A 26,111-nucleotide genomic window follows, 5' to 3' on the forward strand; every position below is an offset into this window, starting at 1 on the left:
TTTATCCATATAATTATATTCGTTATTTATTTTAACAAAAGTGAGGATCAGAAAACAGGGACTTTTTTTGGCAGGACCTTCTTTCGATTTATTTAGTAAATTTATAATAAAACATTTAGTAAACTTTTTCAACATTAACTTGTAAAGGGTTTCAAATAAAATACGAAAGACTAGCGTTTTTCTTTGTTTTGCTTCATAATGAAGAGGTCAAATAGATAAATGAGGTGAATCATTATGAAAAAATTTGTATCAGGTATTTTAGTAGGTAGCTTAGCTACTGTAGCAGCTGTTGCTGGATTAGTCACATCTGTAAAGAAAACAGTCATTGATCCAATCGACGAAAAAGAAGCAATGATTGAAGAAAATCGTAAAAAAGCAATGAGAAAACGTGTTTCAAGATAACAGATGATGAAAAAGCGTTTTGACCACCACTCATTCGCTTTTTCTGTCTTATGCTCTAAAAAAGAACGTTCTTTCAAGAAGTGATCACTTACTTGAAAGAACGTTCTTTTTTATGCCTCTTCCGCTAAAATCAATTGCGCAATATGATCGATTTGCTTTAAATTCCAAAAATCAACATGCGGCCTAGGAACAGAAGCCGTCAACCATTCGACTCCTTCTGTCGGAATACCGATACAAAACAAATTGTTTTGAACTTCCCCATTTGCATCGATTACACGAGAACTGCTACGCTCCACTGCCACCGCACCTGAAACATATTCTCCGCTTGAATCATGTAACTGGAACGGCTGAAGGATTTGCTTCTCACGTAGATTCTTCAATACCGGATTGCTTGTTGTTTGCAAATCATTTTTTGGTAATCGTGCCTCAATGAGGTAATCGAATGTAAGCTCCCTGTCTTCAAGACAAAAGTGTCCATTCTTTCCGGCAATTGTAAACGGGGGTTCCACCAAACGAAAAATCCCTGCATCGATCAAAGCTGCTAATTCCTGTGTTCTTCGTAAAGGCGGACCAATGGTAAAGAACGCATCAAACGTATTGAACCATTGCCACAAGACTTCTTTGTATTCTTTTGCCGAAAAGACCTCCCACAGCATCACTTGATGCACGAGATTACGCCAGTCTTTCAAAGCGTCCAATGTCGCGATCAAAGGTCCGTCAACATTGCCTTTTTGTGCTTCGCTGATCTGATCTTCGATATATTTCCGACTCATTTCTGGATAAGGCAACGTATGATCGGTCAAGTGATCTAGTAGATCCCAAGACCATAAGTCATGAGATAGTTCAGGATATTGTTGCAGCCATTCGTTTTCTGAAGATACAAGGAAGACTTCTTGAAATTCACTGAGAGAAATCGCTAAACCACGTTCTTCGATCACTTTTTTATAGTAAAATAGCTCAAGTTCTTTCTTTAATTCTGCAAAGAAATCTTGACCACTCAATTTTTTGGTGCGATAGTACGTTTCTAACCGTTCTTGTGTCAGAATAACTGGTTTTGCCACTTCGCCCACTTTTTTCTGATTTCGGCCATGAGGATAATAAGGGAAGCCACGGCGAGAACCACAATATACAATTGGTTCTTCACCAGAAGGTAGATAAACTAATTTCCCTCCCTGTTCTACAAAACGCCCACCACGCTGCTGGGTCAATAAACCGATATAATCAAAGAAACACAGCCCTAAACCGCGAATAAACACTGGCTCTTTCGCAGGGATCATCGATAGATCAACATCCGCAGGGTTTGCTGGTCCTTGATAAAACAAATCGTGCGCAGCAGCATACCCGCTCAATTGGTTTTCTTCTGTCGTAAATTCATGTTCCCAGTGACCAGTCGCCAGGATCAGCTGATCCACTACATATGTTTCTTCTATTGTTTCCACGACATATCGTGTGTCTTTCTTGGTTACTTCAGTGACTAATTGTTGGACATAGTCAAAACGATCAGGAAACCGCTCTTGTAGTTCCTCGTAGAACCATTGCAGATAAGCGCCAAAGAACCGACGACTTGTTGGTTGGTTTTCTGATAAGTCAGCCGCTTCACGTAAAAAAACTTCTTTTTCTTTGATATTAGTTTTCTCGAGGTATGAAGGTGCAAGTTCTTTCGCCCATTGATAGAGATTTATCCCGTTAGCGACCACCCCACCGCTACTTAATGTTTCATCCGTGAACATCGTCACTTGTGACGCCAAGGAATTCATCAATACTTCTTTCGGCTGATCCACCCGCCATACTTTACCGCCGATTCCACTTAGATCAAAAAGCAGGATCTCAATCTCTTTTTCTTGTTGATTATTATAAAGTAAACGTTCTAACATGCTAAGCCCACGAGGTCCTGCCCCGATAATCCCAATTCTCATCTATCCACCTACCTGTATGTATTCGCTCTATTGCTCACTTCGCTTTAAAAAAATTTTTAAACACTGGAACACTACGACCAGCTATAATCAGAGGTTATACCCTCTGATTCAATCATAGCATAATTTTTCTACGATAAGAAAAAACAACAAGAAAAAAGAGCAAATAACAGCTCTTATTCTTGTTGCTACAAAGGTTATACAAGATGCACGTGGCGCCTCGTTAAATTTTCTTACTTTTGATTTTACCTGACCAGCCGTCATAGCCGCCTTTTAAGATGTAGATATCTTGGTAGCCTGCTTTACGTAATTGGTTGGCTGTACGAATACTCAAACTTTTCTTTTGGTCATAAATATATACAGGTTGATCTTTACGAATCGAACCAAGTGAGTTTTTTAGTACTGTATAAGGAATATTTCTTGCGCCTAAAATATGTCCCGCATCAAAGACATCTTTTTCACGAACATCGATGACTTGCGCACGACGCATGCCTTCACGAAATTCTGCTTCTTCAAGCATTGTCGCTGAACGTTTAGCCATTACTCGCAAGTAAACTTCCCAAAATACGATTGCTAAGATGATCAGTAATAAAATGATGTTAATAATCCATAAAACCATGTCATGCCTCCACTTTATTCAGCATATTTCAAGGCTAATGACGCAGCGCCGATCACGCCTGCTTCATTTCCTAATTCTGCTAATTTGATTTTTGTTGATTCTCTTACTTGAGGGAAGGTAAATTCTTTGAAGTATTTTTCTACGCGGCTACGCAAGAATTCCCCAGCAGCGGATACGCCTCCACCAATCACAATACTTGATGGATTCAATGTGTTTCCTAAATTCCCACAAGCTAATCCTAAGTAAAGGCAGACACGATCGACGACCATCAAACCAAATGGATCATCTGCTTCTGCTAATTCAAAAACATCTTTACTTGTTACTTCTTCCCCATTATCAAGCATTGCTTTCAATCTAGAATCGCCAGCATATTCTTCTGCTAGATGACGAGCTACTCGAACCACACCTGTGGCACTTGATACGGTTTCTAAACAGCCACGTTTGCCACATGTACATTCAAAACCATTTGGATCGATCGTGATATGACCAACTTCTCCAGCCGCACCAGTCACACCATGAAGCAAATGACCATCTGCAACGATACCACCACCAACACCTGTACCTAGTGTGATGAACACGACATCAGGATCATTTTCGCCGGCACCTTTCCAACGTTCGCCTAGTGCTGCAACATTTGCATCATTATCGATCGCAAATTTGATACCTGTTCCTTCTTCAATCATTTTTTTGACAAATTGCAACTCACGCCAATTTAGATTATAAGCACCAATCACTGTACCAGCTTCGCTATCTACAGTACCCGGTGTACCCATGCCGATACCGATAAAGTCTTCAGCTTTCATACCGTATAAGTTCAGACGATGATTGATAGATTCAATGATTTCAGGAATAATGTGCTTGCCATCATCCAAAATATTGGTATCGATACTCCATTTCTGTTGAATTTCTCCGTCAGGTGTCAAGATCGCAAATTTTGCTGTTGTTCCACCTAAATCAATCCCAATAATTTTTTTGTCCATGATCAATTTCCTTTCTTTCTGCTCTCTTCGATTTGATGTTCTCTTTTTAAGATGTGCCATGCAGTCATATATGTTTCGTGATCGATCAAATGATTCTCATAAAGCTTACGTAATTCGATCGTCATCAATTCAATATCATAAATCCGTGCCCCCACATAAATAAAGATACCAAATCTCTTGAATAGCTGTTGTACGTCGTATAAGCTTTCCATTTAAAGCACTTCCTTCACATTATACAAGTATTCCATAATTTTTTAAACCCACTAAAACACATATTATAAAAAGAAAGAGAAAAACGAGCCCCGATAAGATACGATGATGGATAGAGTAATCATTGAACCGATCCGGCAAACCGAGTAGATTCCCAATCAAGAATCCCCCAATCAAACCACCTACATGTCCCCAAATATCCACTGCACTATCTGATAACCCAAATAGGAAAGAAAAAAGGATAAAGATCATGTAACGACGCACCAGCTGTTTGACCACATAATCATTTTTATAATGGATACCCAGAACAAATAAAGCACCAAATAAACCAAAAAGCGATGTACTCGCCCCACCAGATAATACATTCATTTCATTGAAGGCAAAACTTGTTATATTTCCCATGATACCGCTAAGTAAATAAATCAAGAAAAAGCGCCAATGGCCGTATACTGTTTCGATTTGTGAACCCATAAAATACAAAACAACGGAGTTCAATACAAAATGCATCATCCCAAAATGAATAAATATCGGCGTGATCAAACGCCACCATTCATGTAAATAGACAATATGCTGGCCAGACATCCCCAGTTCAAACGCAATGCGATTCCCAGGTAATATCTCCATTGCGATAAAGACGATTGTTTGGATCACTAAAAAGATCTGTGTTAAATATGGCCCATTTAGCCAAGATTTTAAATGAAATTGTTGCTGACGGTTGACTTTCATAAATACCCCCTTGTTTTTTAATCAATCAATAGATGTTGAATTTTTTTATCAAATATTTCTGGTTGCCAATCACTATGAATCATTTCTTTGAAAGCTAAACTACAGGTTTGATGCGGATACTCTTGAAGATAGCGATCATAATACCCTCCACCAAAGCCAATTCTATATCCCTCTGGATGAAAGACGATTCCTGGTACGATCAGTAAATCGATCATTTCTGCCTCATAAAGATGAGTTGACACAGGTTCCAAAACACCAAAATTTGACCGTTTCAATCCCGTGTGCTCAGTGTACGCATAAAAAGCCATTTGACGTTTTGGTAATGTCTTAGGGATCACAACGATTTTCCCTGTGGCTCTTGCTTGTTCAATCAACGGTCGTGTATCTATTTCAAATTCATTTGAAAGTGTCAAACCAATGACTTGCGCGTTTTTCCAATAGTCAGTGGCAAACAACTGCGCAGCGATTTTTTGTTCTTTTGTTTTTTTATCGCCACTTACAGCAATTTTTTTCAGCTTATCGATACCAAACTGACGAAGTTTTTCCTTTTTCTGCTTTTCGTCTCCCATATAATCACCTGCCTACCTTCTGTTAAAATGGTAGCGGAAAACGGCGAAAATAGCAATTTAACTTTTTAGATTTTTGCGTTTGTTCGAACTTATTTTAGTTAGAATATCAATCTAGCATAGCTTTACTGAATTTATATTAGTTGAACCATGTTTAACTCGCGACTTCATCATGTAGTTATTTCCATCAAATCCCACAAAAAAAAGACATTCACAAATTAGTGTTGACCGCTACTCATCATTGTGCACAAAGACTCATTCACAGTCTAGGTTTGACTAGTACAGTGCATGAGTCTTGTTTTTTTTAATGCTAAGATTTCATCTAAATGATTCATTTAAATTAAAAGCTTTAGGTATTTATGCAAACTCGTTTTTTACTAATAAAGTCTCTGCTATAGAGTATGTAGTGACCCCAAAAAGTTAGACCAAAAAAGCTAGCTTCTGGGGGTCAGTACAATATTAGGATTCTTCAGAGTATTTCCAATACTTTTCTTTGAACTTTTAAGGGATTTATGTGTATCAAGCATTTCATCAAAATGACCCCACTATTTCTCAGGCTCTCGTCTAAATTGCTTCTCAGCAAACTTATAAATTATATTTCTAAAGTAATTTTAACTCTTTTCAATAATTCTATTAACTCACTATCATCTGATTTTTTTGTTTCTTTTCTTACGTTTTTATCCAAATAGTTGTAAAAAGTGTCAAAATCTAAATACACTACCTGATTTACTTCTACAGCTGGAGAAGCCAACTCAATCAATACATGTTTGTCATCTAGTGGCTTAGGCAATTGCGCCATATCGTAGTCATCTAAATCATTTTCAAAAGATAAAAAAACAACCTCTTCTCCCCATCCTTCCTTATTAGATAATAAACTTAATACCTTCTTTAGATTTCTATTAGCTGCACAAAAAAAAGTTTCCATAAGGCAATCTATCTCTTGCTCATTTTTTAAAATCTTAAATTCTTCTGTCATCATCTTCACTCCAATCAATAAAAATTAATCTAAAATAGGAAAGAAGTTTTTTACGTTAGTACTTTTAACTTCTTCTAAGTATCCTCGAAATCTTAAACCATTAGAAGCAATACCTTCAATAGTTCGACCATCTGATTGAATTATTCCATTTTCCATCGCTTCTTGTCCCCATCGATATAATTTCTCGTCACTAATTTTAGCAGGATCATAAATTGTTTTAGGTTGCTTGATAGTTTTATAAGATACTGGTTCTAAGATATTTCCAGCAATATCTTTTCTGGGTATTTTATATTCTACTTCATAAACACCATCAATAAAAGAGTGTGGCTTTTTAGAAATAATGAGGGATTCAGGATTAAACCCTTGTTTTTTTAGTGCATTATTGAATTCATCCATATTATGTCCACCAACAACACCCTTTTTAGTATTGACAGTCTCTACATTTTTTAAATGATTCTTTGAGTTATTTCCAAATTTGAAATTATGACCACCATTAGTCTCCTCAATCTTACCACTCTCCACCTCCTTCACACCAGTGGTCGTCAATACTTTGTAAGACGCATAAGTAAAACCCAACACCATCATTGCTTGACCGAGTTCGGATTCGGTAATCCATGTGTAGCCGTCTTTGACATATTGCGAGGTAGAGACGAGACTGCCTACGAGTGGGTCTAGTTTTTCGCCAGTTTCGTAATTAATGCCCTGACGCCAAGCTGCATTGACTTTCTCTTGATAGGTATCATACGTCATGAATTGGATCAGTTCAGGATCTAGGTAATGACCTACTTTCGTGACATATTGATACAGCTCTGGGTTCATGATGCCGTGACCGGATTGCTTGTTCTCAATTTTCCAAAAGACACGTGGATTGCCCTCGCTATCGGAAATAATGAGGGCATAAACATTGTACTTTTCTAGTTCTTTGTTTTTGGTTGGATCGATTCCCTTTTTCTCGTTTTCTGCTTGTTGCCATTTGTCTTGGATCGTGGTTGTCCATGACAGATCTTTCGGCATGGAAAATGTCTTCGTTTGGCTATTCCAAGCAGTTTTTGTTTGGGCGAGGCCTTGATTGATTGCTTGTTCAAGAGAGTTTATCTCGGAAAAGAATTGTGTGGAGCTTTGATTGTAATCTAAAAGCTTTTGGAGTTTCTCTTCCAGCTTTTGTTTCAAGTCATGGTACATCGTGAGTAACAATGTATTTTGATTGAGTTGAAAGCCTTGATGTTCTTCTGGCATATAAGGTGAAAGAAGTAGTTGCCGTATTCCTTCTGCTTGAGTAATATATTGATTCATTTGGCGAATCTGTGCTTCTAATTCGGATTGTTTTAAGCTAATGAAATCAACTTGTTCTATGTATTCCTGCGGAAATCGTTTTGTTGCTTTTTCGACCGCTTCGGAGAGTAAGATCCCTCCTTGGACGAGTGGATAAAGCACTTGAGAAAAATAGGCTTTTGCTGCATCGTACGCTTTTCCCTTGAGATTAGGCGTTTGTAAAGTGAACTGGGTAATCGCTTGTTGGAGATTCTGGTAATCAGTGACTTGTTTTTGGCAAAAGTGACTAGTGCTACTGGCTTGTGTCAGGGAGTCGTTTAGATACATGTCGATACTCATAGGCTCTGTTCCTCCGACATGATTTTTCTTTTCTCAAAAGCAATTTCTTCGAGTTTATTGGTGATTTTTTGTTGCTGGATCATTTCGTGGTGTTGAGACTCATCAAAGCCATTCATCAATCGTCTACTTTGCTGTGAAAATTCTGTGGTGATTGTTTCGATAGATGTAGCGGTATTCGACTTCTGGTAGGACATCTGTAATTGGAATAAGAAGTGCCCAATTCCTTTTAGATGATCCTGATATTCCGAGCGACAGGCATCTAGTTGTTTTCCTTTTCTTTCGTGTCCTTCTCTTTTTGCGAGCAAAAATGTTTCTTCGATATGAAGATCGGTCATTCGTTTCATTAGCGTCTCTCCTTGAAAAGATCTCGACTTAACTGAGTGTCTAGTGTAGAAAAACCTTGGGCGATTGTCTGTAACTGATTGGCTGCACTTGAAATGGCTGTGGCAATTTGGCTGGCAGAGTTTTTAGCAGATGTTATGCTACTTTGAATGTCTTGATTGCCAATAAGCGTGGTACGTGTGTCATTTTGGAGCGATGTTGATTGTTGTAAAGGTGTGGTTGCACTGTTGATTTTAGAAGTAGACTGCTGGGCTTGTTGAGAATTACTGCTGAATGTGGTCATCAATTTCCTCCTTTATTCTATAGACTGGGCGTAACGCTTACATATTACATTATAACAATACATAACCTTTCAATGAATAAAAATTTAATTAGATAGGTCCTGTTACTTTATTTCTTATTTGATGACGGTCTTCTTCAATGTACAAAAAACACTGAAGGTAGAATCGCCTTCAGTGTCTCCCTATCCCAACCAATCCAACATTCTGGCTTTCTCTTATACGGATAGTTGTTTCTTTTGAATATGAAATAGTAAGTAAAGAAAGTACGGTGCGCCTAAGACAGCAATCAATATTCCCGTCGGTACTTCCCCATCAGGTAAAATGACTCGGGCAAGAATATCGGCAATATTGACAAAAAGCCCGCCGAACAACCCACTCAATAGGAACGCCCAATGATTTTCTTTACGTACGATGATTTTTGCAGCATGAGGTGCGAGTAAACCGACAAAGGATAAGCTACCCGCTACAGCTACACTGCCACACGCCAAGCCGACAGCAAGTAAGAGCAATAATGACTGACTTCGTGACACATTCAGCCCTAAGCTTTGCGCTCGCTCTTGTCCAAATGATAAAAGACCGATTCTGCGACTATAGAAAAACGCCAAGGGAATCAAGATGATCGCCCAAGGTAAAAAGGCAGTAACATAAGGCCAACTTGCACCCCAGATCGAACCCGCTAACCAAGCGTTCACAAAGCCATAATTTTCTTTTGAGATCTTTATTGTACTTAAAAGCATTGCCGCAGAGAAACCCGCATTTACTGCGATACCTGAAAGAAGCAAGCGATTCATTGCTACTTGTCCTGAACGACGATACGCAACAAAATAAACTAAAAAAGCAGCAAACGTTCCACCTAGAAAGGCGACGAAAAGTAACAAAAAAGGCGAAGCATGGCTTGTAAAAAAGCCAAGGTACAACATAACGAAAAATCCCGCACCAGAGTTGATACCTAAAATGCTGGAGTCGGCTAAAGGATTTCTAGTTACTCCTTGTAAGAGGAAACCGGCTATTCCTAAACATGCCCCTGCCAGTAAGCTGATCATCAGTCTTGGCAAACGAAATTCTGTCAAAACCAACTGTTGGACTTGTGTGCCCCTGCCAAACATGACATCTAGTAATTGGTCGATATATAGAAAAGGGGTGCCGATCATTAAACTGATGATTGCAGTCAAAACCCATAAACAGAGTAATAATCCAATGCCCCAATATATTTTTTTCACACGCGTTCCCTCCTAACTTGTACCAATAAGAATGGCACACCAATCAAGGAGATCACTAAGCCGAACGGTGTTTCAAATGGTGGATTGATCATTCGTGCGACAAAGTCGGCTAACATGACTAAGACTCCTCCAGCGATAAACGAAGCTGGTAAGACATAGCGATAATCCGTACCGACAAAGCCACGAACAATTGGTGGTACCATCAAGCCAATAAAGGAAACGGGTCCAACTAAAGAAACAGCAAGCGCAGCTAAGATCGAGACAAAAATGAACACTAAGACACGTGTCCGCTGTGGGTGTCCGCCTAGTGCAATGGCATGTGATTCGCTTAAATGGATCAAGGAAATCGACTTGCCTAACAGAAAAGAGCCAATAACTGCCACTAAATAGATTGGCGAAAGAACGATCAACTGTTGCCAAGTAATATTAGCCGCACCACCAACGAACCAAAAAGTTAAATCTTGTTGTAAATTGAATAGCTGAGTCAACGCTTGGCTGATCGCAGTAAAAAAAGAACTGATCGCCACACCGGCTAAAATCATCTGCATGGTACTAAGCCCGATTTTTGAAAAACTGAAAAAACCTAAGACGATCATCGTCACGATCAACGACCCAAGTAATGAAAGTAAAAAAATGGCAAATGGCGAAGCTTTTGGTAAAAAGGCAAAGCTAAATGCCATAGCTAATGATGCGCCAGCATTTATCCCTAACAAGCCTGAATCCGCTAAATTATTTCTAGTGACACCTTGCATCAAAGCCCCACTGAGTGCGAAACAACTGCCGACGATGAATGCACCAACTACACGTGGCAAACGGATATTGCGAATGATCTGCTGTGCTTGATCAGTCGCATCAAATTGAAAGAGCGCCTGCCAAACTTCGTTGCCTTTAACTGTAGAGGCACCATTATACAAAGCAAAAAAGAAGACGATGATTGCCAATAGCAGAAGTAGCCATAGCGTCATTATTTTTTTCCCTTTTCTCATCATTTCTCCTCCTGTTTCTTGATTAGATCATACGTTAAGAAAACAGGTTTATTTGTTTCAGGTAACTGGACGATTTGTGCATCGATCTCAAAAATCTCTCTCATCCATTCTTTGGTAATGACTTCTTCTGGCGTCCCATCGACAACTAATCGTCCTTCTTTCATCGCGACTAAATAATCAGAAAAACGAGAGGCATGATTGATATCATGGATCGACATCAAGATCGTGGTTTTTTTCATTCGATTGATTTCTGTTAATAAATCTAATATCTCTAATTGATGTGCAGGGTCTAAAAAAGTGGTTGGTTCATCAAGTATCAAGATATCCGCTTCTTGAGCTAACGCCATAGCGATCCAAACTCGCTGCGCTTGGCCGCCTGATAAGCTTGCTATATCTCGATCTTTCAATGCGATAAGATTTGTTGCTGTCAATGCCCACTCAATGGCTTGCAGATCTTGATCGTCCATGCCACTAAATAATTTTTGATAAGGATATCTACCATAAGAAACCACTTCTTCTACTGTCATCCCTAATGGATATTCACTCGTTTGAGCAAGTAAAGCAAGTTTTCGTGCTAATTCTTTTGAGTGGTAGGTCGTCAATTCACGATCATTGACAAGTATTTTGCCATTTTTTACAGGAAGTATGCGGGTGAAGCTTTTTAATAAGGTAGACTTGCCACTACCATTTGGACCGATCAAACTGGTGATCTTCCCTTCTGGTATTGCGACAGATAAATTTTCAATTATCGTTTTATTGGGGTAACCGGTAGTGATTTCAATGGCATTTAATCTAGACATATACTTCCCCCTCTCATTGAAAATCATTCTCAATTATGACGGTACTTCACAAATTCGTCAAGCATAAATTTCATCGTTTACGCTAGTAAAAAGAGTTGACAGCGCCCTTATCTTGGGGAATAATAGCAATTGAGAAACGTTCTCAATTACATTTGGAGGAAAGACATGAGACTTAAAAATAAACTATTCACAATCTCTAGTGCATTACTGATGGTAGGATTGCTTAGTGCTTGCTCGCCAAGCTCATCAACAACGGAAGAAACAGCTTCTTCAACGACTACCGCTGATAATGGTACACATACGGTGACCGATACATTAGGCCACTCCGTTGAAGTGCCAAACCAACCGAAACGCATCATCGGTAGTTACTTAGAGGATTATCTGATTGCTTTAGGTGAAACGCCTGTCGCACAATGGACAGTCGGTAGCGGTTCGATCCAAGATTATTTACAAGAAGATCTGAAAGATATCCCAACGATTTCCTATGATTTACCTTACGAAAATGTGTTGAGTTTTGAACCTGATCTATTATTGATTTCTTCTTCTGCCACGGTTGAAGGTGGCAAATACGAGCAATATAGTAAAATTGCCCCAACCTACGTCGTTAAAAACGGGACAGATGTCACATGGGAAGAACAATTACAAGACATCGGTAAAGTGTTGAATAAAGAAGATAAAGCCAAAGAAATCATTCAAGACTATCAAGATTATGCGAAAGAAACAAGAGAAGCATTGAGTGAAAAGATCAATGGCAAAACAGCCGCTGTCTTATGGGTCACAAACAACTCTGCTTTTATGGTCAGCGAGAACCGTTCAAGCGGACGTATCGTTTATGAAGATCTACAGTTTGGCGTTCCTTCTTTAGTGGAAGAAGTATCAAAAGAAGCAACTTCTGACTGGTCAGCTGTTTCATCAGAAAAATTAGCTGAATTAGACGCAGACTACATCATTTTAGTGAACAGCGATGAACAAGCGGCGATGTTCAACGAACCTACTTGGCAAAATCTGAAAGCAGTGAAAGCCGATCAAGTATTCGAGTTTGGTCCAACTTCTAGCTGGTTATACAATGGTCCGATCGCTAGTCGTCAAATGATCGATGACATCAAAGCAGAGCTAAAATAAAATCAGCTTTAAGTAAAATCATAAAAACAAACGACAATCACCAAATAAATGTATTTGTTGGTGATTGTCGTTTTTTGATGATCATTTTTTCTAGCAATTCCTAAGAACTTCGGTAATCCCGTAACCGATAGCCGACGCCGATCTCTGTGATCAAATATTCTGGGCTGATGGTATTTTTCTCGATTTTTTTACGGATATTTGACATGTTGACCCTCAACACTTGAGAATCAGTTCCATAAGGTCCCCAAACTTCTGACGTTAATACGCGATACGTGACGACTTTTCCGAGATGTTGGAATAAAACGAGTAAAATACGGTATTCATTTTTCGTCAGATGGATCGGTTCTCCTGCTTTTGTCAACAGTTGACTTTCTGTATCCAAACATAATTCTCCGTTCGTAATGATCGAAGGTAATTCTTCTTGTTTACGATGACGAAAAGCTGTTCTGATCCTAGCAAGTAATTCATTCATCCCAAAAGGTTTCGTCACATAATCATCCGCACCAAGATCGAGAGCTTTGACCTTTTCATGTTCGTTGTTACGCGCAGAGATCACGATCAACGGAGTAGCAAGTCGTTTACGGATGATTTTCAATAGCTCGATGCCATCGATATCAGGCAACCCTAAATCAAGCAAAATCAAATCAAAGGAAGTTTCTTGGAACACATTCAAAGCTTCCATGCCTGTTGCCGCTATCGTCACTTGATAGTGTTCTTTTGCTAACACGACTTCCATAAAATCGGTGATTGTTGGATCATCTTCAATCAATAGGACTTTCCTCATGCAGCGCCACCTCCTCACTCTTTTTCAGATAAATACGAACCACTGTTTTTCCTTCTGCTACGGTCATTTCTAGTTTACCACCATGAGCATGGACGATCGTTTTGACAATACTTAATCCAATCCCAAGGCCATTTTTAGAATCGATCGGTACTTCTTCTTCGTTCGATAGATTCATTTGGATTTTTTCATATTGCTTCAACGAGATCTCACCGTCATTTTTTACTTCACAAATGACGTTTTCGCCTTCTTGGTACACGCCGACTTCTACTTGTCCTTTGACTGAGCCATGGCGGAACGCATTTTCCACCAGATTGAACATCGCTTGTTCGATCAATATCGGATCAACTTCTACAAATAAAACAGTCGAAGGTAAATGGACGCGTAATGCTTTATCAGGGTACACCTTCGTAGCATGTTCATATACAGCTTCAATGATTTCTTCGATCGGTTCTGCCGATTTTTTTACTTGCATCGTGTCCATATTGATGCGAGTAATCGAAAGCAGATTTTCCACCATCCGGATCAACCACTGAGATTCGGTCTGGATATCGGTCAAAAGCTTTTGTCGCGTCGTTTGTTTCAGTTCTTCATTTGTTTGCAAGAGTGTTTCCGCAATTCCAGAAATCGCCGTCAGTGGTGTACGCAAATCGTGAGAGATCGCCCGCAATAAATTGCTACGAACTTTCTCCCGCTCATTTTCTAACTCGATCTGCTCTTTTTCATTTTTAAGCTCGGTTTGCTCTAAAATAACCGCAAGTTGTGTTAATACTAAGCGCAGGTAGTTCAATTGGCTATCTTCGATCGGGAGCACCCGACTGCGACGAATGCCTAACACAGCTAACGTCTTCCCATTTGCAACGATCGGTAAGTAAAAACCTTTTGCCCCACTTAACGTATCAGTGCCATAGCCTGATTCTTTTTGGTTCTTAGCCGTCCAATAAGCCACAGCCGCTTCTTCTGGGTGATCTAATAAGAGCGGTGCTTCTTTCGGTGTATATTGACTTTGCTTCATGGCATGTTTATCAAAGAAAATCACTTCGCGATCTAACAGACGTCCTAAATAAGTCGCCGATAGTTCAACGATTTGTTGCTGGTCTTCTGCTAAAACAAACTGTTTGTTCAATTCATACAAAATTTCCATTTGCTGTTCTTTTTCTCTTGCATGGACCGCCTGTTTTTTCAAACGAACCATTAGATTACTGATCATCAATGCCACGATCAGCATAATGACCAAAGTGATCGGATAGCCTTGTTTATACACGGTCAAGGAATAAAGAGGTTCAACAAAAAACCAGTTAAAAGCCAAGACACTTAAAATGGAAGATAACGCACTCCAAAAGTAACCAGAGGTCAAACGAGCAACAAGTAAAATAAAGAAAATATAGACCAACATCAAGTTTTGTTCCCCGAAGTGAAGATATTGCATCCCTTCAGTTAAAATCGTTGCCACGAAGACACAGATCAATGAAATGGCAAAATCTTTCCCTCCCCCCTCCACTAGTTCTTTGGAATGGGCAAGGAGTGTGGACCGTTTTTCTTTATAAGGGATCAAGTGAAGTTCAGTTTCTGGCAATCGTTTGAGTAAACGTACATCTAACTCTTCTGAAAATAAACGCTCGTACCAAGGCTTTACCAAGTTTTTACCGATGATCAAATCGGTTGCTCCGACTAGTTTAGCATATTCGACGATCGTTTCAAAAGAATGATCCTCCTCGATCACCACGACTTCTGCCCCAAGTTTCTCCGCTAAGTCATTCGTTCCTTGTAAACGGTCATCAGAACGAATGTATAAGACGATCCATTCTGCACCTAGTCCTTGCGCTAATCGTGCGGTCCAGCGAATGCTTTTTTCAGCCATTTTGGGGAAAGCATCTTGAACGATCGTGATCAATTTACTTTGGACACCATTTGTCTTACCGATCACACGATTGATATGATCCGAGGCACGCTGGATCGCTAACCCTCTTAATTGTTCCAATTTTTTAGGAATAAAAAAATGTTGTAACGCCCGCTTCGCATTTTCATTAGCGTAGATTTTTCCTTGTGCCAAACGATCGATCAATTCATCCGGTTCAACATCGATGACTTTTAACGTTGCATGCTGGAAAAACGTATCGGGAACCGTTTCTTTTACTTCGATTCCTGTTACTTCTTCAACGATATCATTCAAGCTTTCAATATGTTGGACATTGATCGTCGTATGGACATTGATGCCTGCATTCAATAATTCTTCAATGTCTTGATATCGTTTGCGATTTCTTGACCCTGGAGCATTACTATGGGCAAGCTCATCAATCAACACGATTTCTGGCTGTCGCTTGATGATTGCATCGATATTTGGTTCACTCAAAGTCAACCCTTTATATGTCAGCCCTTTTAAAGGAATCTGTGGTAGCCCCTTTAACAACTCATTTGTATCTGGACGATCATGAGGCTCGATATAACCAACTACGATATCTTTTCCTAGAACTCTCAGTTCCTGTGCTTCTGCAAGCATCGCATACGTCTTACCGACGCCCGCGGCGAAACCAAAATAAACCCGCAGACGCCCTCGACCTTTTTCAGGCTTGTATAATCTCTCTGAAATATTCTGTCTTTCCATCTTTGTTTCTCCTAATCCCTCTGTCCTCTATAAACGATCTAATGACAGATTCAGTTCAAGCACATTGACAAATTTCCGATCCGAAAACCAATCTTTCTGTGCTTTTTCCTGTATTATAGCACGAATCTTAGTCACGTCTTGTCCACGCTCCTTGGCGATCCGTGAGGCTTGACTTTCTGCGGCAGCTACGCTGATATGTGGATCGAGACCACTTGCTGAGTTCGTGACCAGATCGATCGGGATCTCAATTGTTTGATTGTTTTGTTGAGCTAATCTTGTTTTTTCTTCCACTAATTTCTTTTGCTCGACTGACGTTGGTGAAAGTTGTGTTACTTCTTGGTTTCTTCCATTAAAATAAGCAGCTTGTTGAAACGGTTGGCCAATCAATGATGAGCCGACCACCTTCCCTGCAACGACTTCCTGACTGCCGTTGGCTTGATGGGGAAAGAAAAGTTGACCGATTCCAGTAACAGTCACGGTATAAAGCCCACCAAAAAGTAGAATGCTGATAAATAAAAAACTAAGCTGTGCTCTAAGTACCTTTTTCATAAGGGAGTTCCTTCTTTCTGTAAAATGATTCAGTGTTAGATCAAGAAAAAGCTTAAAGCGAGATCGATCAGTTTGATGAATACGAAGGGGGCAATCAAGCCACCTAATCCGTACACTAAAAGATTATGTCGCAAAATCTGACTTGCAGGTTTTTCGGTATACTTGACTCCTTTTAAAGCTAAAGGAATCAAAGCAACAATAATGACTGCATTATAGATAACAGCCGACAAAATCGCTGTAAGGGGGCTACCTAATGCCATGATATTCAACTGCGCCAATTCTGGATAGATGCCATAAAACAAGACTGGGATCACCGCAAAATATTTTGCTACATCATTTGCAATACTGAACGTCGTCAATGCCCCTCTAGTCATCAATAGTTGTTTCCCGATACGAACGACCTTCAATAGCTTTGTTGGACTGGAATCTAAATCGATCATATTCCCTGCTTCTTTTGCTGCTTGCGTTCCGGTATTCATCGCCACAGCAACATCTGCTTGTGCTAATGCCGGTGCATCGTTGGTTCCGTCACCAGTCATTGCGACAAGGTGACCTTTTTCTTGATAATCACGGATCAGATCCATTTTATTTTCAGGTGTCGCTTCAGCAAGAAAGTCATCGACGCCCGCCTCAGCTGCAATCGCCGCTGCTGTCAACGGATTATCCCCTGTGATCATGATTGTTTTGATGCCCATTTTGCGCATGTCAGCAAAGTTTTCTTGCACACCATTTTTAACAATATCTTTTAGATAAATGACACCCATCACTTGGTCATTTTTCACAACAACTAACGGTGTTCCTCCAGCTTGCGCAACTTTCGCAACGATTTGATCACATTCTTCTGGATACTGTCCGCCGCGTGCTTGGACGTATTTCTTCATTGTATCTGCGGCACCTTTACGAATTTGGTCGCCACGATAATCCATCCCACTCATGCGAGTTTGTGCGCTAAAATCAATGAATTTCACTTCTGATTTTTCAAAAACACGTTCTCGCAACGCAAATTTTTCTTTTGCTAAAATGACGATACTTCGCCCTTCCGCTGTCTCATCTGCCAAAGAAGAAAGTTGCGCCGCATCAGCTAATTGTTGCTCTGTGATACCTTTTACCGGTAAAAACTCACTGGCACGACGATTTCCTAAAGTAATCGTTCCTGTTTTATCTAAAAGCAACACATCCACATCTCCAGCAGCTTCGATTGCTCGACCACTCATGGCAATGACATTTTCTTTCGTTAAACGACTCATTCCTGCAATCCCGATCGACGAAATCAATGCACCGATCGTGGTAGGAGCGAGGCAGACAAACAAAGCAATGACAACAATTGTCGCAATCGATTCTCCTTTTCCTGAGAGCATCGTACTTAATTCAGTAAATGGCACTAAACTAACCGAAACAACTAAAAAGATGATCGTTAAAGTGATCAAAAAGATTTGTAAACCAATCTCGTTCGGTGTTTTTTTTCGTTGGGTACCTTCCACCATCGAAATCATTTGATCTAAAAAGGAATGCCCATTCTCTGACGTCACACGGATCACCAAGTAGTCAGAAACAACCGTTGTACCACCAGTGACCGCACTGCGATCGCCGCCTGATTCACGAATCACTGGCGCGGATTCCCCAGTGATGGCACTCTCATCCACTGAAGCAGCGCCTTCGATCACATCTCCATCAGCAGGAATCTGTTGTCCTGAGACTACATAGATCAAATCGCCTTTTTTTAAATCTGAAGATTTGATCTCAATAAATTCTTGATTTTCAATATCTTCTAAGCGGTGGATCTTATACGTGATCACTTCTTTTTTGGCTTGCTTCAAGCTGTTTGCCTGTGCTTTTCCTCGTCCTTCCGCTACTGCTTCAGCAAAATTGGCAAAAAGTAAGGTGATCCATAGTAAGCATGTGATCGTGACTGTAAACCATAAAGGGACAGCCGATTGTTCAAAACAAAGGATCGTAGCCATGATTGCTCCGATATAGACCATGAACATCACTGGATTCTTGATTTGTTGTCGTGGATCTAATTTGATGAATGCTTCTTTCATTGCCCATACATAAATAGTTTTCATTTGATTTTACTCCTTCTAACTTAAGGTAAAATGATCAGCGATCGGACCTAATGCCAATGCTGGTAAAAAGCTCAATGCGCCGACAACGAGAATAACGATCATCAACATGGAAATAAATGTGCCATTCGTTGTTGATAGCGTGCCATCATTGACCGCAATCGTTTTTTTCTTGCCCATGTTTTCCGCTAAGAACAAAATAGCGACTATTGGAATATAACGAGAGCACAACATCAAAACACTTCCCAAAAGATTGAGGAACGGTGTATCAGCTGTCAGTCCACCAAATGCACTCCCATTATTGTTTGCTAAAGAAGTCACGTTATAAAGCAACTCACTAAATCCATGTGGCCCCTTATTCGTCAACCAAGTTAAGATCTCGGGATGAAGGGAAACTGCCATTGTGCCAAACAACGTCAATAAAACGGGCGTCAAAATCACTAAACTTGCCATTTTAATATCAAATGCCTCGATTTTTTTCCCTAAATATTCTGGTGTACGTCCAACAAGTAAACCGGCAATAAAAACAGTCAACAACAAGAATGCCAACATGCCATATAAACCACTACCAACTCCACCAAAGATGATCTCACCTAATTGCATCAAGAAAAGCGGAATACCACCACCCAAGGGCGTAAAACTATCCAACATCGCATTTACTGAACCATTAGATGCCGCTGTGGTGCTGACTGCCCACAAACTTGACCAACCCACGCCAAAACGTACTTCTTTTCCTTCCATGTTCAAGGAACCAAGGACATTTGCAAAGTTAGGCCCATGGAACTCACTAAATGCTACACCGACGAATGCTGCAAAAAGAAAAGCGAGCGAAACAATCAAAATCGTCCGGCCTTGCTTCCACTCTTTGACCCAATAGCCAAAAGCAAAGATCAAAGCAGTTGGTATCAACAAAATGGCGATATTCTCAATGAAATTTGAAAAAATCGTCGGATTCTCAAACGGATGAGCGGAATTAGCGCCGAAAAAGCCACCGCCATTCGTACCTAGTTGCTTGATGGCTACTTGACTGGCTACAGGACCTAAATATAACCACAAGGATTCGCCAGATAAGCCGGTATAAGACATCCCATGACTAAACGTTTGGACCACGCCTTGAGAAATCAAAAGTACGGCAGTAATCAATGATAATGGTAGAAAAATGTAAAGCAAGCCACGGACTAGATCTTGCCAAAAATTACCAAGTTGGCTTGATTTCCTTTGGATGATGCCACGGATCAATGCGCAAAGTACCGCTAAACCTACAGCTGCTGATAAGAAATTTTGAACAGTTAAACCAAACATTTGCGTCGTATTCGAAAGTGTTACTTCTCCAGCGTAAGCTTGCCAGTTTGTATTTGTCACGAAACTTACCGCTGTATTCACCGCTAAATCAAACGGCAAATTCTCCACTCCATTGTTGCCAGGAAGCCACCCTTGAATCATCAAGAGCCCTGTCAAAAATAGCAACGAACAAATCCCTACACCCAACACATGAGCTAAATAGCGTTTGGCAGTCATTTTCTTTTGACTTTCAGAACCAATGATTTTATAGAAAAACCGTTCGAGCGGTTGAATGAAACGAACATATTTCGGTGTTTCGCCTGTCATGATCAACTTGATGTACCACCCAAGCGGTGCGGCTAAAACAAGTAATATAAAAAAGAAAAACAATCCTTGGAATACTGCACTCATCATTGCTCTTCCCCCTTAAATAAAAACCAAAATAGATAACCTAACAAAATAAAACTGATAAAACCTAAAAATAAAATCATGTTCTTCCTCTCCTTTGTTTTTATCATAGACAAAGGGCTATAAAGATAGTGTTAATGTTCTAGAAATTTCTTTATATTTTCTTTATACGATACAAAAACAGCGAAATCTCAAGGACTAGCCCTTGCCTGATTTCGCTGTTTCTGTAAAAATCTGTACAAAAAAAGACGTTCCGATCATCTCATGAACATCTTTATCTGTTTCTTCTTCTCATTTCATTTCTATCACAATAAGCAAATGTTACTTTCTGACCCATTTTTGGAAGCGATGCGCATAATGATTGTCTTGATCCATGATTCCCTCATGTTCTTCTGCTAGCACAAAATCGCTAAAATCGATCTCACCGATATACGTATCTCCTTCAAATTCGCCATCAATCAACGTTCGCCAAATAATCGCTGTTTGAGGTAAAAGCGCTTGAAAGATCCGACTCCCTCCAGAAACATAAATATCTTCTGTAACAGTCTCTGCAAAAGCCAACAATTCATCGATCGAATGCATCACTTCTGCATTTTCTTTGACCTCAAAATCTTCTTGGGTCGTCAACACGATGATATGTCGATAAGGAAGTGATAGATCACCCATTCCTTCATATGTTTTACGCCCCATTACTAATAGACGATCCATTGTATGTTCTCTAAAAAAACGCATGTCATTAGGTAATCGCCAAGGCAATAAGCCATCTTTACCGATCAAGCCATTCTTATCTTGTGCCCACATAGAAATAAACATTCTGAATCGCTCCTTTCCTCTACTACCTATTATACTAAAAATAAAAAAGCTTGGGTACAGACCCAAACTTTTTTAGACGAATTATTTTGTTTCGCGGTGCAAAGTAACTTTACGTTCGCGTGGGCAATATTTTTGCTTTTCCAAACGATCAGGATTGTTACGTTTGTTTTTGTTAGTTAGGTAGTTACGTTCTTTACAAGAAGTACACTCTAAAGTAATGTTTACGCGCATGATTTTCCCTCCCATTTATACTAGAATCCTCTAAGATGACTCTCAGACTTGATTATCTTACCATGATTTTTATCAGATTGCTAGCCTTTTTCACGATTTTGTTAAGTAGTTCTACTTGACGAGCATAAAACGAGTTTTTTCTAAAAACGAAACAGATGATTTTTCTTTTTTACAAGTTGAGATTACACTTGTTATAGTAGTGAAATTCATTCTTTTAGGAGGAATCAATTATGCCTTGGAATATGAAAGACTTTCCACCAGCGATGAAGAACTTAGAAGAGTTGACTAAAAAGAAAGCCATTGATATCGGCAATGCTTTGCTAGATGAGGGTTACCCGGATGATCGAGCAATCCCAATCGCGATCAGTCAAGCGAAAGAATGGTACGAAAGCGCAGATGAGCAAGAAAAAAAAGCTTTTTCAAAAGAGAAAAATCCCCAAAAAGAGGATAAGCATGACAGTAATCCACGAGCATCAAAATTATTAGATGCCAACGTCGAAGTCAAATTTGAAGAAGATCACTGGATCGTTCGCTCAAAAGGCGCTGAAAAAGCCAGCAACCATTTCGACAAGAAAGAAGAAGCCATCGAAAAAGGAAAAGAAGTCGCTCGGAATAAAGAAACTTCTTTGCTGATCTATAAAAAAGATGGTTCATTTGAACGAGAAGTCCATTATTGATCGTCAATTTTCAAGTAAATTTGTTTGAACATGGCTCATTCATTTTTAACCGAAATCAGTCAGTTATTGCGCAAAAAAAAACGAAGAACCTATCCAAATCGGATCGGCACTCTTCGTTTTTTGCATTTTTAGAGATAAATTCTTAATCGTTTAAACTGTGACGTATTGGATCGATTCAGCTTGAGGAATCGTTTCATCTACAAAATAAACTTTATACCAAGTCAAGAAACTAAAGATCGTCCAAATCTTACGTTGTTCTTCACTTCGACCTTCATGATGGTCATTTAGTAATTTGATGATTTTATCTTGATCAAAGAACTCTTTCGCAAAATCAGCTTCAAATAATTCTTTGACTTGACGATACCCATGCTCTTCTTTCAACCAAGCTTTGATCGGTACAGGGAAGCCAAGTTTCACACGATTAGACCATTCCTCAGGCAAATGCTTATTCGCAGCTTGTCTAAAGACATCTTTCGTATTGTTTTGATTCAATAGATACTTGCTTGGGATCTGTTGAGCCAATTTCATCACTTCGATATCTAACAATGGTACCCGCACTTCTAGTGAGCTTGCCATTGAAAGTTTATCGGCTTTCAACAAGATATCTTTTGGCATCCACTGATGCAAGTCGACATATTGCATCTTGTTGATCTCATCTTCGATTCCTTCAGTTTTCGCATAATGCTCTGCCATGATTTCTTTGACTGTCGGCGCTTTTTGGAACGCTGGAGTCAACAAGCTAGCCGCTTCGTTTTCTTCAAAGATTCGTGCATGTCCGATGAAATATTCTTTTGCTGGTGCTAAAGATTCATATAAATGGATCCTACCATGGAAGTTACGCATTTTCCCGATTTTTCTTCCTAGATTATAGCGAGTTCCTTTAGGTAATTTTTTCAACCCTTGGGCAATCACGCGGATAAATTTAGAGTTTGTATGAAACCCATATGATTGATAGCCAGCAAATAATTCATCTGCTCCTTCACCGGATTGAACCACACGAACACTTTGCGCCGCAAGATTTGCTAAAAAGTACAGCGGTACACAAGACGGATTGGAATCAGGTTCATCTAAATGATATTGGATCAAAGGAAAAGCTTTAAAGGACATATCGCCGTCGATGACCGCCGCCGTATTATCTAAGTCAAGCATCTCTGTTAATTTACGCGCTTCAATCGCTTCATTATAAGTTTTATCATCAAACCCGATTGAGAATGAATGGTCAGGTTTCAAAACAGAAGTCACATAACTTGAATCGACTCCACTTGATAAAAACGAACCAACTTCGACATCACTGATCGTGTGTGCTTCAATCGATGCTTTGACTGTTTCATCAATTTGATCAATCCATTCTTGACGACTCTTCGTTCCTTTTTCTTCAAAATTCGCATCCCAATACTGTTGGATGTCCATTTGGCCATCTTTGTAAGTGAAATAGTGACCTTCTGGCAAACGATATACGCCTTTAAAGAAGGTTTCCCCATTCAAAGGAGAATATTGGAACGTCATATAAGGTTTCAAGGCTGCCTGGTTTAGTTCTTTATTGAAATCTGGATGTGGTAAAAAGCTCTTGATTTCAGAACCAAACATAAATGTTCCATTCATTTCAGCATAATAATACGGTTTGATCCCAAAATGGTCTCTTGCACCGAATAATTCTTTTTTTTCATTGTCCCAAATCGCAAAAGCAAACATCCCACGCACTTTTTGCAATAACTCAGTTCCCCACTCTTCATAGCCATGCAATAACACTTCTGTATCTGCATGAGTTTGGAACACATGACCTGCATTGATCAATTCTTTTCTTAGCGGTTGATAGTTATAGATCTCTCCATTAAAAATAATGATCTTTGTTCGATCTTCATTGTAAATCGGCTGTGTGCCGCCTTCTAAATCAATAATACTTAAACGTCTAAAACCCAAAGCCACATCAGAATCAATGTACTCACCAGAACTATTTGGTCCACGATGAATGATGCGATCCATCATATCATTGATGATTGCTTTTTTATTATCTTTGTCATTAACAAATCCTACGATTCCGCACATTTATTTCACATCCTACTAAAATTACTATTCCATTATTATGTCTACATGAATCTTATCACAGGAAGGCATTCAGAATGAATGATTTCCACTCTTACAATTTCGTCACATGTGAACAAATCAAATGGAAAATCTCTGACTTTAAAAAAAGTAGACTCAACAATTAATTTAACACGTTTTAACCTAGGAAGCTACTGGATTCTCCTACTGTTAACAAATATTTCATGTTATTCATAAATAGGGAGATTTTTGCACACGGACACCCACAAAATAACAAGCGGTTACATTTGCATTTCTAGTCCATGATTCGATTGCTAAATAATAAATTATCTGCGTTTTTACTTACCTCACTCTTTTACATGGAAGTGTAAGAAAAAACTTATGATTGATAAAAGTGTTTTAGCCAAAAAGGTTTATGTTGCCCCTAACACCCCATCAAAAAAGGGCTTATCTACCATGCAGTTTATTTAAAAATAACTAATGAATACCATATTTTTTTGACTTTATCTATACCAAGAAGCAACTTTCTAGAAGCTTAAAAGTCCAAAGAATAACTATAACCTTATATCAAATCACTTGACGAAATGACCGTTTTCATAGATGCTCAATCTAAGAACTTATTTTTGAAGTTAGGACGGGAGACTATGAAAATCGGAAAAGTAATATTAGGAATATTGTTAGGGGTAACAACTATTATCGGGGCGTTCATGTTAGGGCTCATGCTATTTCCATTATTTGCACCAGAAAATAAAGCCGTTCCACCGCAAGAAATAACAAGGCAAGAAACCAACAGTCCACATACGGTAAGTACTAAAGATTCATTGACCACTACAGAAACAACAGGCAATGAAGAACAAGTTTTCTCAAATCAAACACCTAGAGAACAAAATCAATCGCATGATCCAGTATTAGAAAAAGCGTTAAGCACACCCGCCACCCCTTTAACAGCTTTTACTTCAGATCCTTACGGTTGGGATCTAAACCAAGCAAGCATCACAAACGGCACAGCTCAGTCAATCGGTTGGATCCAGGCAGAAGATGCAACTGGACGTATCGAGGTCGAATACCATTGTTTCGCTTGCGACACCAGCTGGGTAGGTAAAAATTACTCTTATGAATGGAACGGACAAACAACTACTACTAAGATCACGCCTTTCACAATCATCGGTACGCCATGTGAACACCAAAAAGCACTCAAAAATAATGGCTATATCAGTTGATTCTTGTAAAATCAAACTTTCATGTATAAACAGTTGCACAGATCACCCATTGATAGTAAGCGCAAAAGCCAACCGACTGCTTTCATCGTTCTGACTTTTGCGCTTTGAATTGTTCGAATGAATACTTTTACTTATTCAGATAAACGACTACTTCTAGAATGTTCGCATAGTCAAACCAATTACTTGTATAACCATGAGAGTAAATCAACTAGTAATTAAAGCTTGTAAAAAAATTCAATCATTCTTTTTTAATTGCAAGAGTTTTTTTTAAACAACCTCTTCCATGATCATGAAAAAATAATACTCTTGATTGCCCATTCTTCCAGTATAATTTACTTATCAACGAGCAAAACGTTGAAATAAATCAGGATGGTAGATAGAGATGGCAATTTATTATTTTAACAAAAAAGCAGATAATCAAGGGAATCACAAAGTCCACGTGATCTCATGTACGCATTGTCCAGAAGATGCCCTTTTTATTGGCGTATTTACTACTTGCGAAGAAGCCTTACATAAAGCAAACCAAACCCACGCATCAAAAAATTTCAATGGGTGTCTTCATTGCTGCAAAGAATGTTATAACGGATAAACGATTAAGGGATAGCTTGGCTATCTCTTTTTGTTTGGAGGTGATGACATGCTGGGCTATTTAAGTAGATAAAATCCATTATTTCAAATTTTTCTAG

Annotated in this window: 26 protein-coding genes; 5 read left to right on the plus strand and 21 right to left on the minus strand. The window is 39.2% G+C overall.

What is annotated here, in order from left to right; all coding sequences use genetic code 11:
- The first annotated feature begins 234 nt into the window (after positions 1 to 234).
- Complete coding sequence (locus JZO83_RS05965) at positions 235 to 402, plus strand: DUF3042 family protein (RefSeq protein ID WP_010735150.1); 168 nt, start codon at positions 235 to 237, stop codon at positions 400 to 402.
- Between the two features lie 110 nt (positions 403 to 512).
- Here JZO83_RS05965 and JZO83_RS05970 read toward each other — a convergent pair whose 3' ends face one another.
- The 13 genes from JZO83_RS05970 to JZO83_RS06030 form a co-directional block, all read right to left on the minus strand.
- A complete protein-coding gene (locus tag JZO83_RS05970) occupies positions 513 to 2,318 on the minus strand; it encodes an FAD/NAD(P)-binding domain-containing protein (RefSeq protein WP_207115230.1) in 1,806 nt (601 codons plus the stop codon).
- A 220-nt stretch (positions 2,319 to 2,538) separates the two neighbouring features.
- Positions 2,539 to 2,934, minus strand: a complete 396-nt coding sequence (locus tag JZO83_RS05975) for a rhodanese-like domain-containing protein (protein WP_206859021.1) — start codon at positions 2,932 to 2,934, stop codon at positions 2,539 to 2,541.
- A 14-nt stretch (positions 2,935 to 2,948) separates the two neighbouring features.
- Complete coding sequence (locus JZO83_RS05980; protein ID WP_019723942.1) at positions 2,949 to 3,914, minus strand: ROK family glucokinase; 966 nt, start codon at positions 3,912 to 3,914, stop codon at positions 2,949 to 2,951.
- Positions 3,915 to 3,916: 2 nt separating this feature from the next.
- On the minus strand, positions 3,917 to 4,126 hold the full coding sequence (locus JZO83_RS05985) for a YqgQ family protein (RefSeq protein ID WP_207115231.1): 210 nt from the start codon (positions 4,124 to 4,126) through the stop codon (positions 3,917 to 3,919).
- A 19-nt stretch (positions 4,127 to 4,145) separates the two neighbouring features.
- Complete coding sequence (locus JZO83_RS05990; protein WP_207115232.1) at positions 4,146 to 4,850, minus strand: rhomboid family intramembrane serine protease; 705 nt, start codon at positions 4,848 to 4,850, stop codon at positions 4,146 to 4,148.
- 17 nt (positions 4,851 to 4,867) lie between these two features.
- Positions 4,868 to 5,419 carry a 5-formyltetrahydrofolate cyclo-ligase gene (locus JZO83_RS05995; protein WP_207115233.1) on the minus strand — a complete coding sequence of 184 codons (552 nt, stop codon included), beginning with the start codon at positions 5,417 to 5,419 and terminating at the stop codon, positions 4,868 to 4,870.
- A gap of 589 nt (positions 5,420 to 6,008) precedes the next feature.
- Positions 6,009 to 6,392 carry a hypothetical protein gene (locus tag JZO83_RS06000; RefSeq protein WP_207115234.1) on the minus strand — a complete coding sequence of 128 codons (384 nt, stop codon included), beginning with the start codon at positions 6,390 to 6,392 and terminating at the stop codon, positions 6,009 to 6,011.
- Positions 6,393 to 6,416: 24 nt separating this feature from the next.
- Complete coding sequence (locus JZO83_RS06005) at positions 6,417 to 8,003, minus strand: EndoU domain-containing protein (protein ID WP_207115235.1); 1,587 nt, start codon at positions 8,001 to 8,003, stop codon at positions 6,417 to 6,419.
- Positions 8,000 to 8,347, minus strand: a complete 348-nt coding sequence (locus tag JZO83_RS06010) for a DUF3958 family protein (protein ID WP_207115236.1) — start codon at positions 8,345 to 8,347, stop codon at positions 8,000 to 8,002. The genes JZO83_RS06005 and JZO83_RS06010 overlap by 4 nt, the downstream gene beginning before the upstream one ends.
- Complete coding sequence (locus tag JZO83_RS06015; protein ID WP_207115237.1) at positions 8,347 to 8,628, minus strand: TIGR04197 family type VII secretion effector; 282 nt, start codon at positions 8,626 to 8,628, stop codon at positions 8,347 to 8,349. The genes JZO83_RS06010 and JZO83_RS06015 overlap by 1 nt, the downstream gene beginning before the upstream one ends.
- A 213-nt stretch (positions 8,629 to 8,841) precedes the next feature.
- Positions 8,842 to 9,846 (minus strand): iron ABC transporter permease, encoded by a 1,005-nt coding sequence (locus tag JZO83_RS06020; protein WP_207115238.1) that lies wholly within the window; start codon positions 9,844 to 9,846, stop codon positions 8,842 to 8,844.
- Positions 9,843 to 10,832 (minus strand): iron ABC transporter permease, encoded by a 990-nt coding sequence (locus JZO83_RS06025; RefSeq protein ID WP_207115239.1) that lies wholly within the window; start codon positions 10,830 to 10,832, stop codon positions 9,843 to 9,845. The genes JZO83_RS06020 and JZO83_RS06025 overlap by 4 nt, the downstream gene beginning before the upstream one ends.
- A complete protein-coding gene (locus JZO83_RS06030; protein WP_207115240.1) occupies positions 10,832 to 11,632 on the minus strand; it encodes an ABC transporter ATP-binding protein in 801 nt (266 codons plus the stop codon). The genes JZO83_RS06025 and JZO83_RS06030 overlap by 1 nt, the downstream gene beginning before the upstream one ends.
- A 165-nt stretch (positions 11,633 to 11,797) precedes the next feature.
- On the opposite strand from JZO83_RS06030, the gene JZO83_RS06035 reads away from it, so the two are divergent.
- The gene (locus JZO83_RS06035; RefSeq protein ID WP_207115241.1) at positions 11,798 to 12,754 is read left to right on the plus strand and encodes an iron-hydroxamate ABC transporter substrate-binding protein; all 957 of its coding nucleotides are present in this window, start codon (positions 11,798 to 11,800) and stop codon (positions 12,752 to 12,754) included.
- A gap of 100 nt (positions 12,755 to 12,854) precedes the next feature.
- On the opposite strand, the gene JZO83_RS06040 is transcribed toward JZO83_RS06035, so the two are convergent.
- The 7 genes from JZO83_RS06040 to rpmG form a co-directional block, all read right to left on the minus strand.
- Positions 12,855 to 13,538: a response regulator transcription factor gene (locus JZO83_RS06040; RefSeq protein WP_207115242.1), complete on the minus strand. Its 684-nt coding sequence runs from the start codon at positions 13,536 to 13,538 to the stop codon at positions 12,855 to 12,857.
- Positions 13,516 to 16,140: a sensor histidine kinase KdpD gene (locus tag JZO83_RS06045; RefSeq protein ID WP_207115243.1), complete on the minus strand. Its 2,625-nt coding sequence runs from the start codon at positions 16,138 to 16,140 to the stop codon at positions 13,516 to 13,518. Before JZO83_RS06045 ends, JZO83_RS06040 begins: the two co-directional genes overlap by 23 nt.
- Positions 16,141 to 16,167: 27 nt before the next feature.
- Positions 16,168 to 16,689, minus strand: a complete 522-nt coding sequence (locus tag JZO83_RS06050; RefSeq protein ID WP_207115244.1) for a potassium-transporting ATPase subunit C — start codon at positions 16,687 to 16,689, stop codon at positions 16,168 to 16,170.
- A gap of 35 nt (positions 16,690 to 16,724) precedes the next feature.
- Positions 16,725 to 18,755, minus strand: coding sequence for a potassium-transporting ATPase subunit KdpB (gene kdpB / locus JZO83_RS06055; protein WP_207115245.1), 2,031 nt, complete (start codon positions 18,753 to 18,755; stop codon positions 16,725 to 16,727).
- A 15-nt stretch (positions 18,756 to 18,770) separates the two neighbouring features.
- Complete coding sequence (gene kdpA / locus JZO83_RS06060; protein WP_207115246.1) at positions 18,771 to 20,447, minus strand: potassium-transporting ATPase subunit KdpA; 1,677 nt, start codon at positions 20,445 to 20,447, stop codon at positions 18,771 to 18,773.
- 315 nt (positions 20,448 to 20,762) lie between these two features.
- Positions 20,763 to 21,254: a dihydrofolate reductase gene (locus JZO83_RS06065; protein ID WP_206859049.1), complete on the minus strand. Its 492-nt coding sequence runs from the start codon at positions 21,252 to 21,254 to the stop codon at positions 20,763 to 20,765.
- An 81-nt stretch (positions 21,255 to 21,335) separates the two neighbouring features.
- Positions 21,336 to 21,485, minus strand: coding sequence for a 50S ribosomal protein L33 (rpmG, locus tag JZO83_RS06070; RefSeq protein ID WP_002356321.1), 150 nt, complete (start codon positions 21,483 to 21,485; stop codon positions 21,336 to 21,338).
- Between the two features lie 230 nt (positions 21,486 to 21,715).
- Between rpmG and JZO83_RS06075 the strand changes: the two genes are divergently transcribed.
- Positions 21,716 to 22,162: a DUF2188 domain-containing protein gene (locus JZO83_RS06075; protein ID WP_207115247.1), complete on the plus strand. Its 447-nt coding sequence runs from the start codon at positions 21,716 to 21,718 to the stop codon at positions 22,160 to 22,162.
- 150 nt (positions 22,163 to 22,312) lie between these two features.
- On the opposite strand, the gene asnB is transcribed toward JZO83_RS06075, so the two are convergent.
- The gene (gene asnB, locus JZO83_RS06080; RefSeq protein WP_206859051.1) at positions 22,313 to 24,208 is read right to left on the minus strand and encodes an asparagine synthase (glutamine-hydrolyzing); all 1,896 of its coding nucleotides are present in this window, start codon (positions 24,206 to 24,208) and stop codon (positions 22,313 to 22,315) included.
- Between the two features lie 641 nt (positions 24,209 to 24,849).
- Here asnB and JZO83_RS06085 point away from each other — a divergent pair.
- Both JZO83_RS06085 and JZO83_RS06090 read left to right on the plus strand, forming a co-directional pair.
- Positions 24,850 to 25,425: a hypothetical protein gene (locus JZO83_RS06085; protein ID WP_207115248.1), complete on the plus strand. Its 576-nt coding sequence runs from the start codon at positions 24,850 to 24,852 to the stop codon at positions 25,423 to 25,425.
- A gap of 382 nt (positions 25,426 to 25,807) precedes the next feature.
- A complete protein-coding gene (locus tag JZO83_RS06090; RefSeq protein ID WP_206859053.1) occupies positions 25,808 to 26,014 on the plus strand; it encodes a hypothetical protein in 207 nt (68 codons plus the stop codon).
- The last annotated feature ends 97 nt before the right edge of the window (positions 26,015 to 26,111 follow it).

The organism is Enterococcus sp. DIV1298c, from assembly GCF_017316315.1.
Classification (GTDB): domain Bacteria; phylum Bacillota; class Bacilli; order Lactobacillales; family Enterococcaceae; genus Enterococcus_B; species Enterococcus_B mangumiae.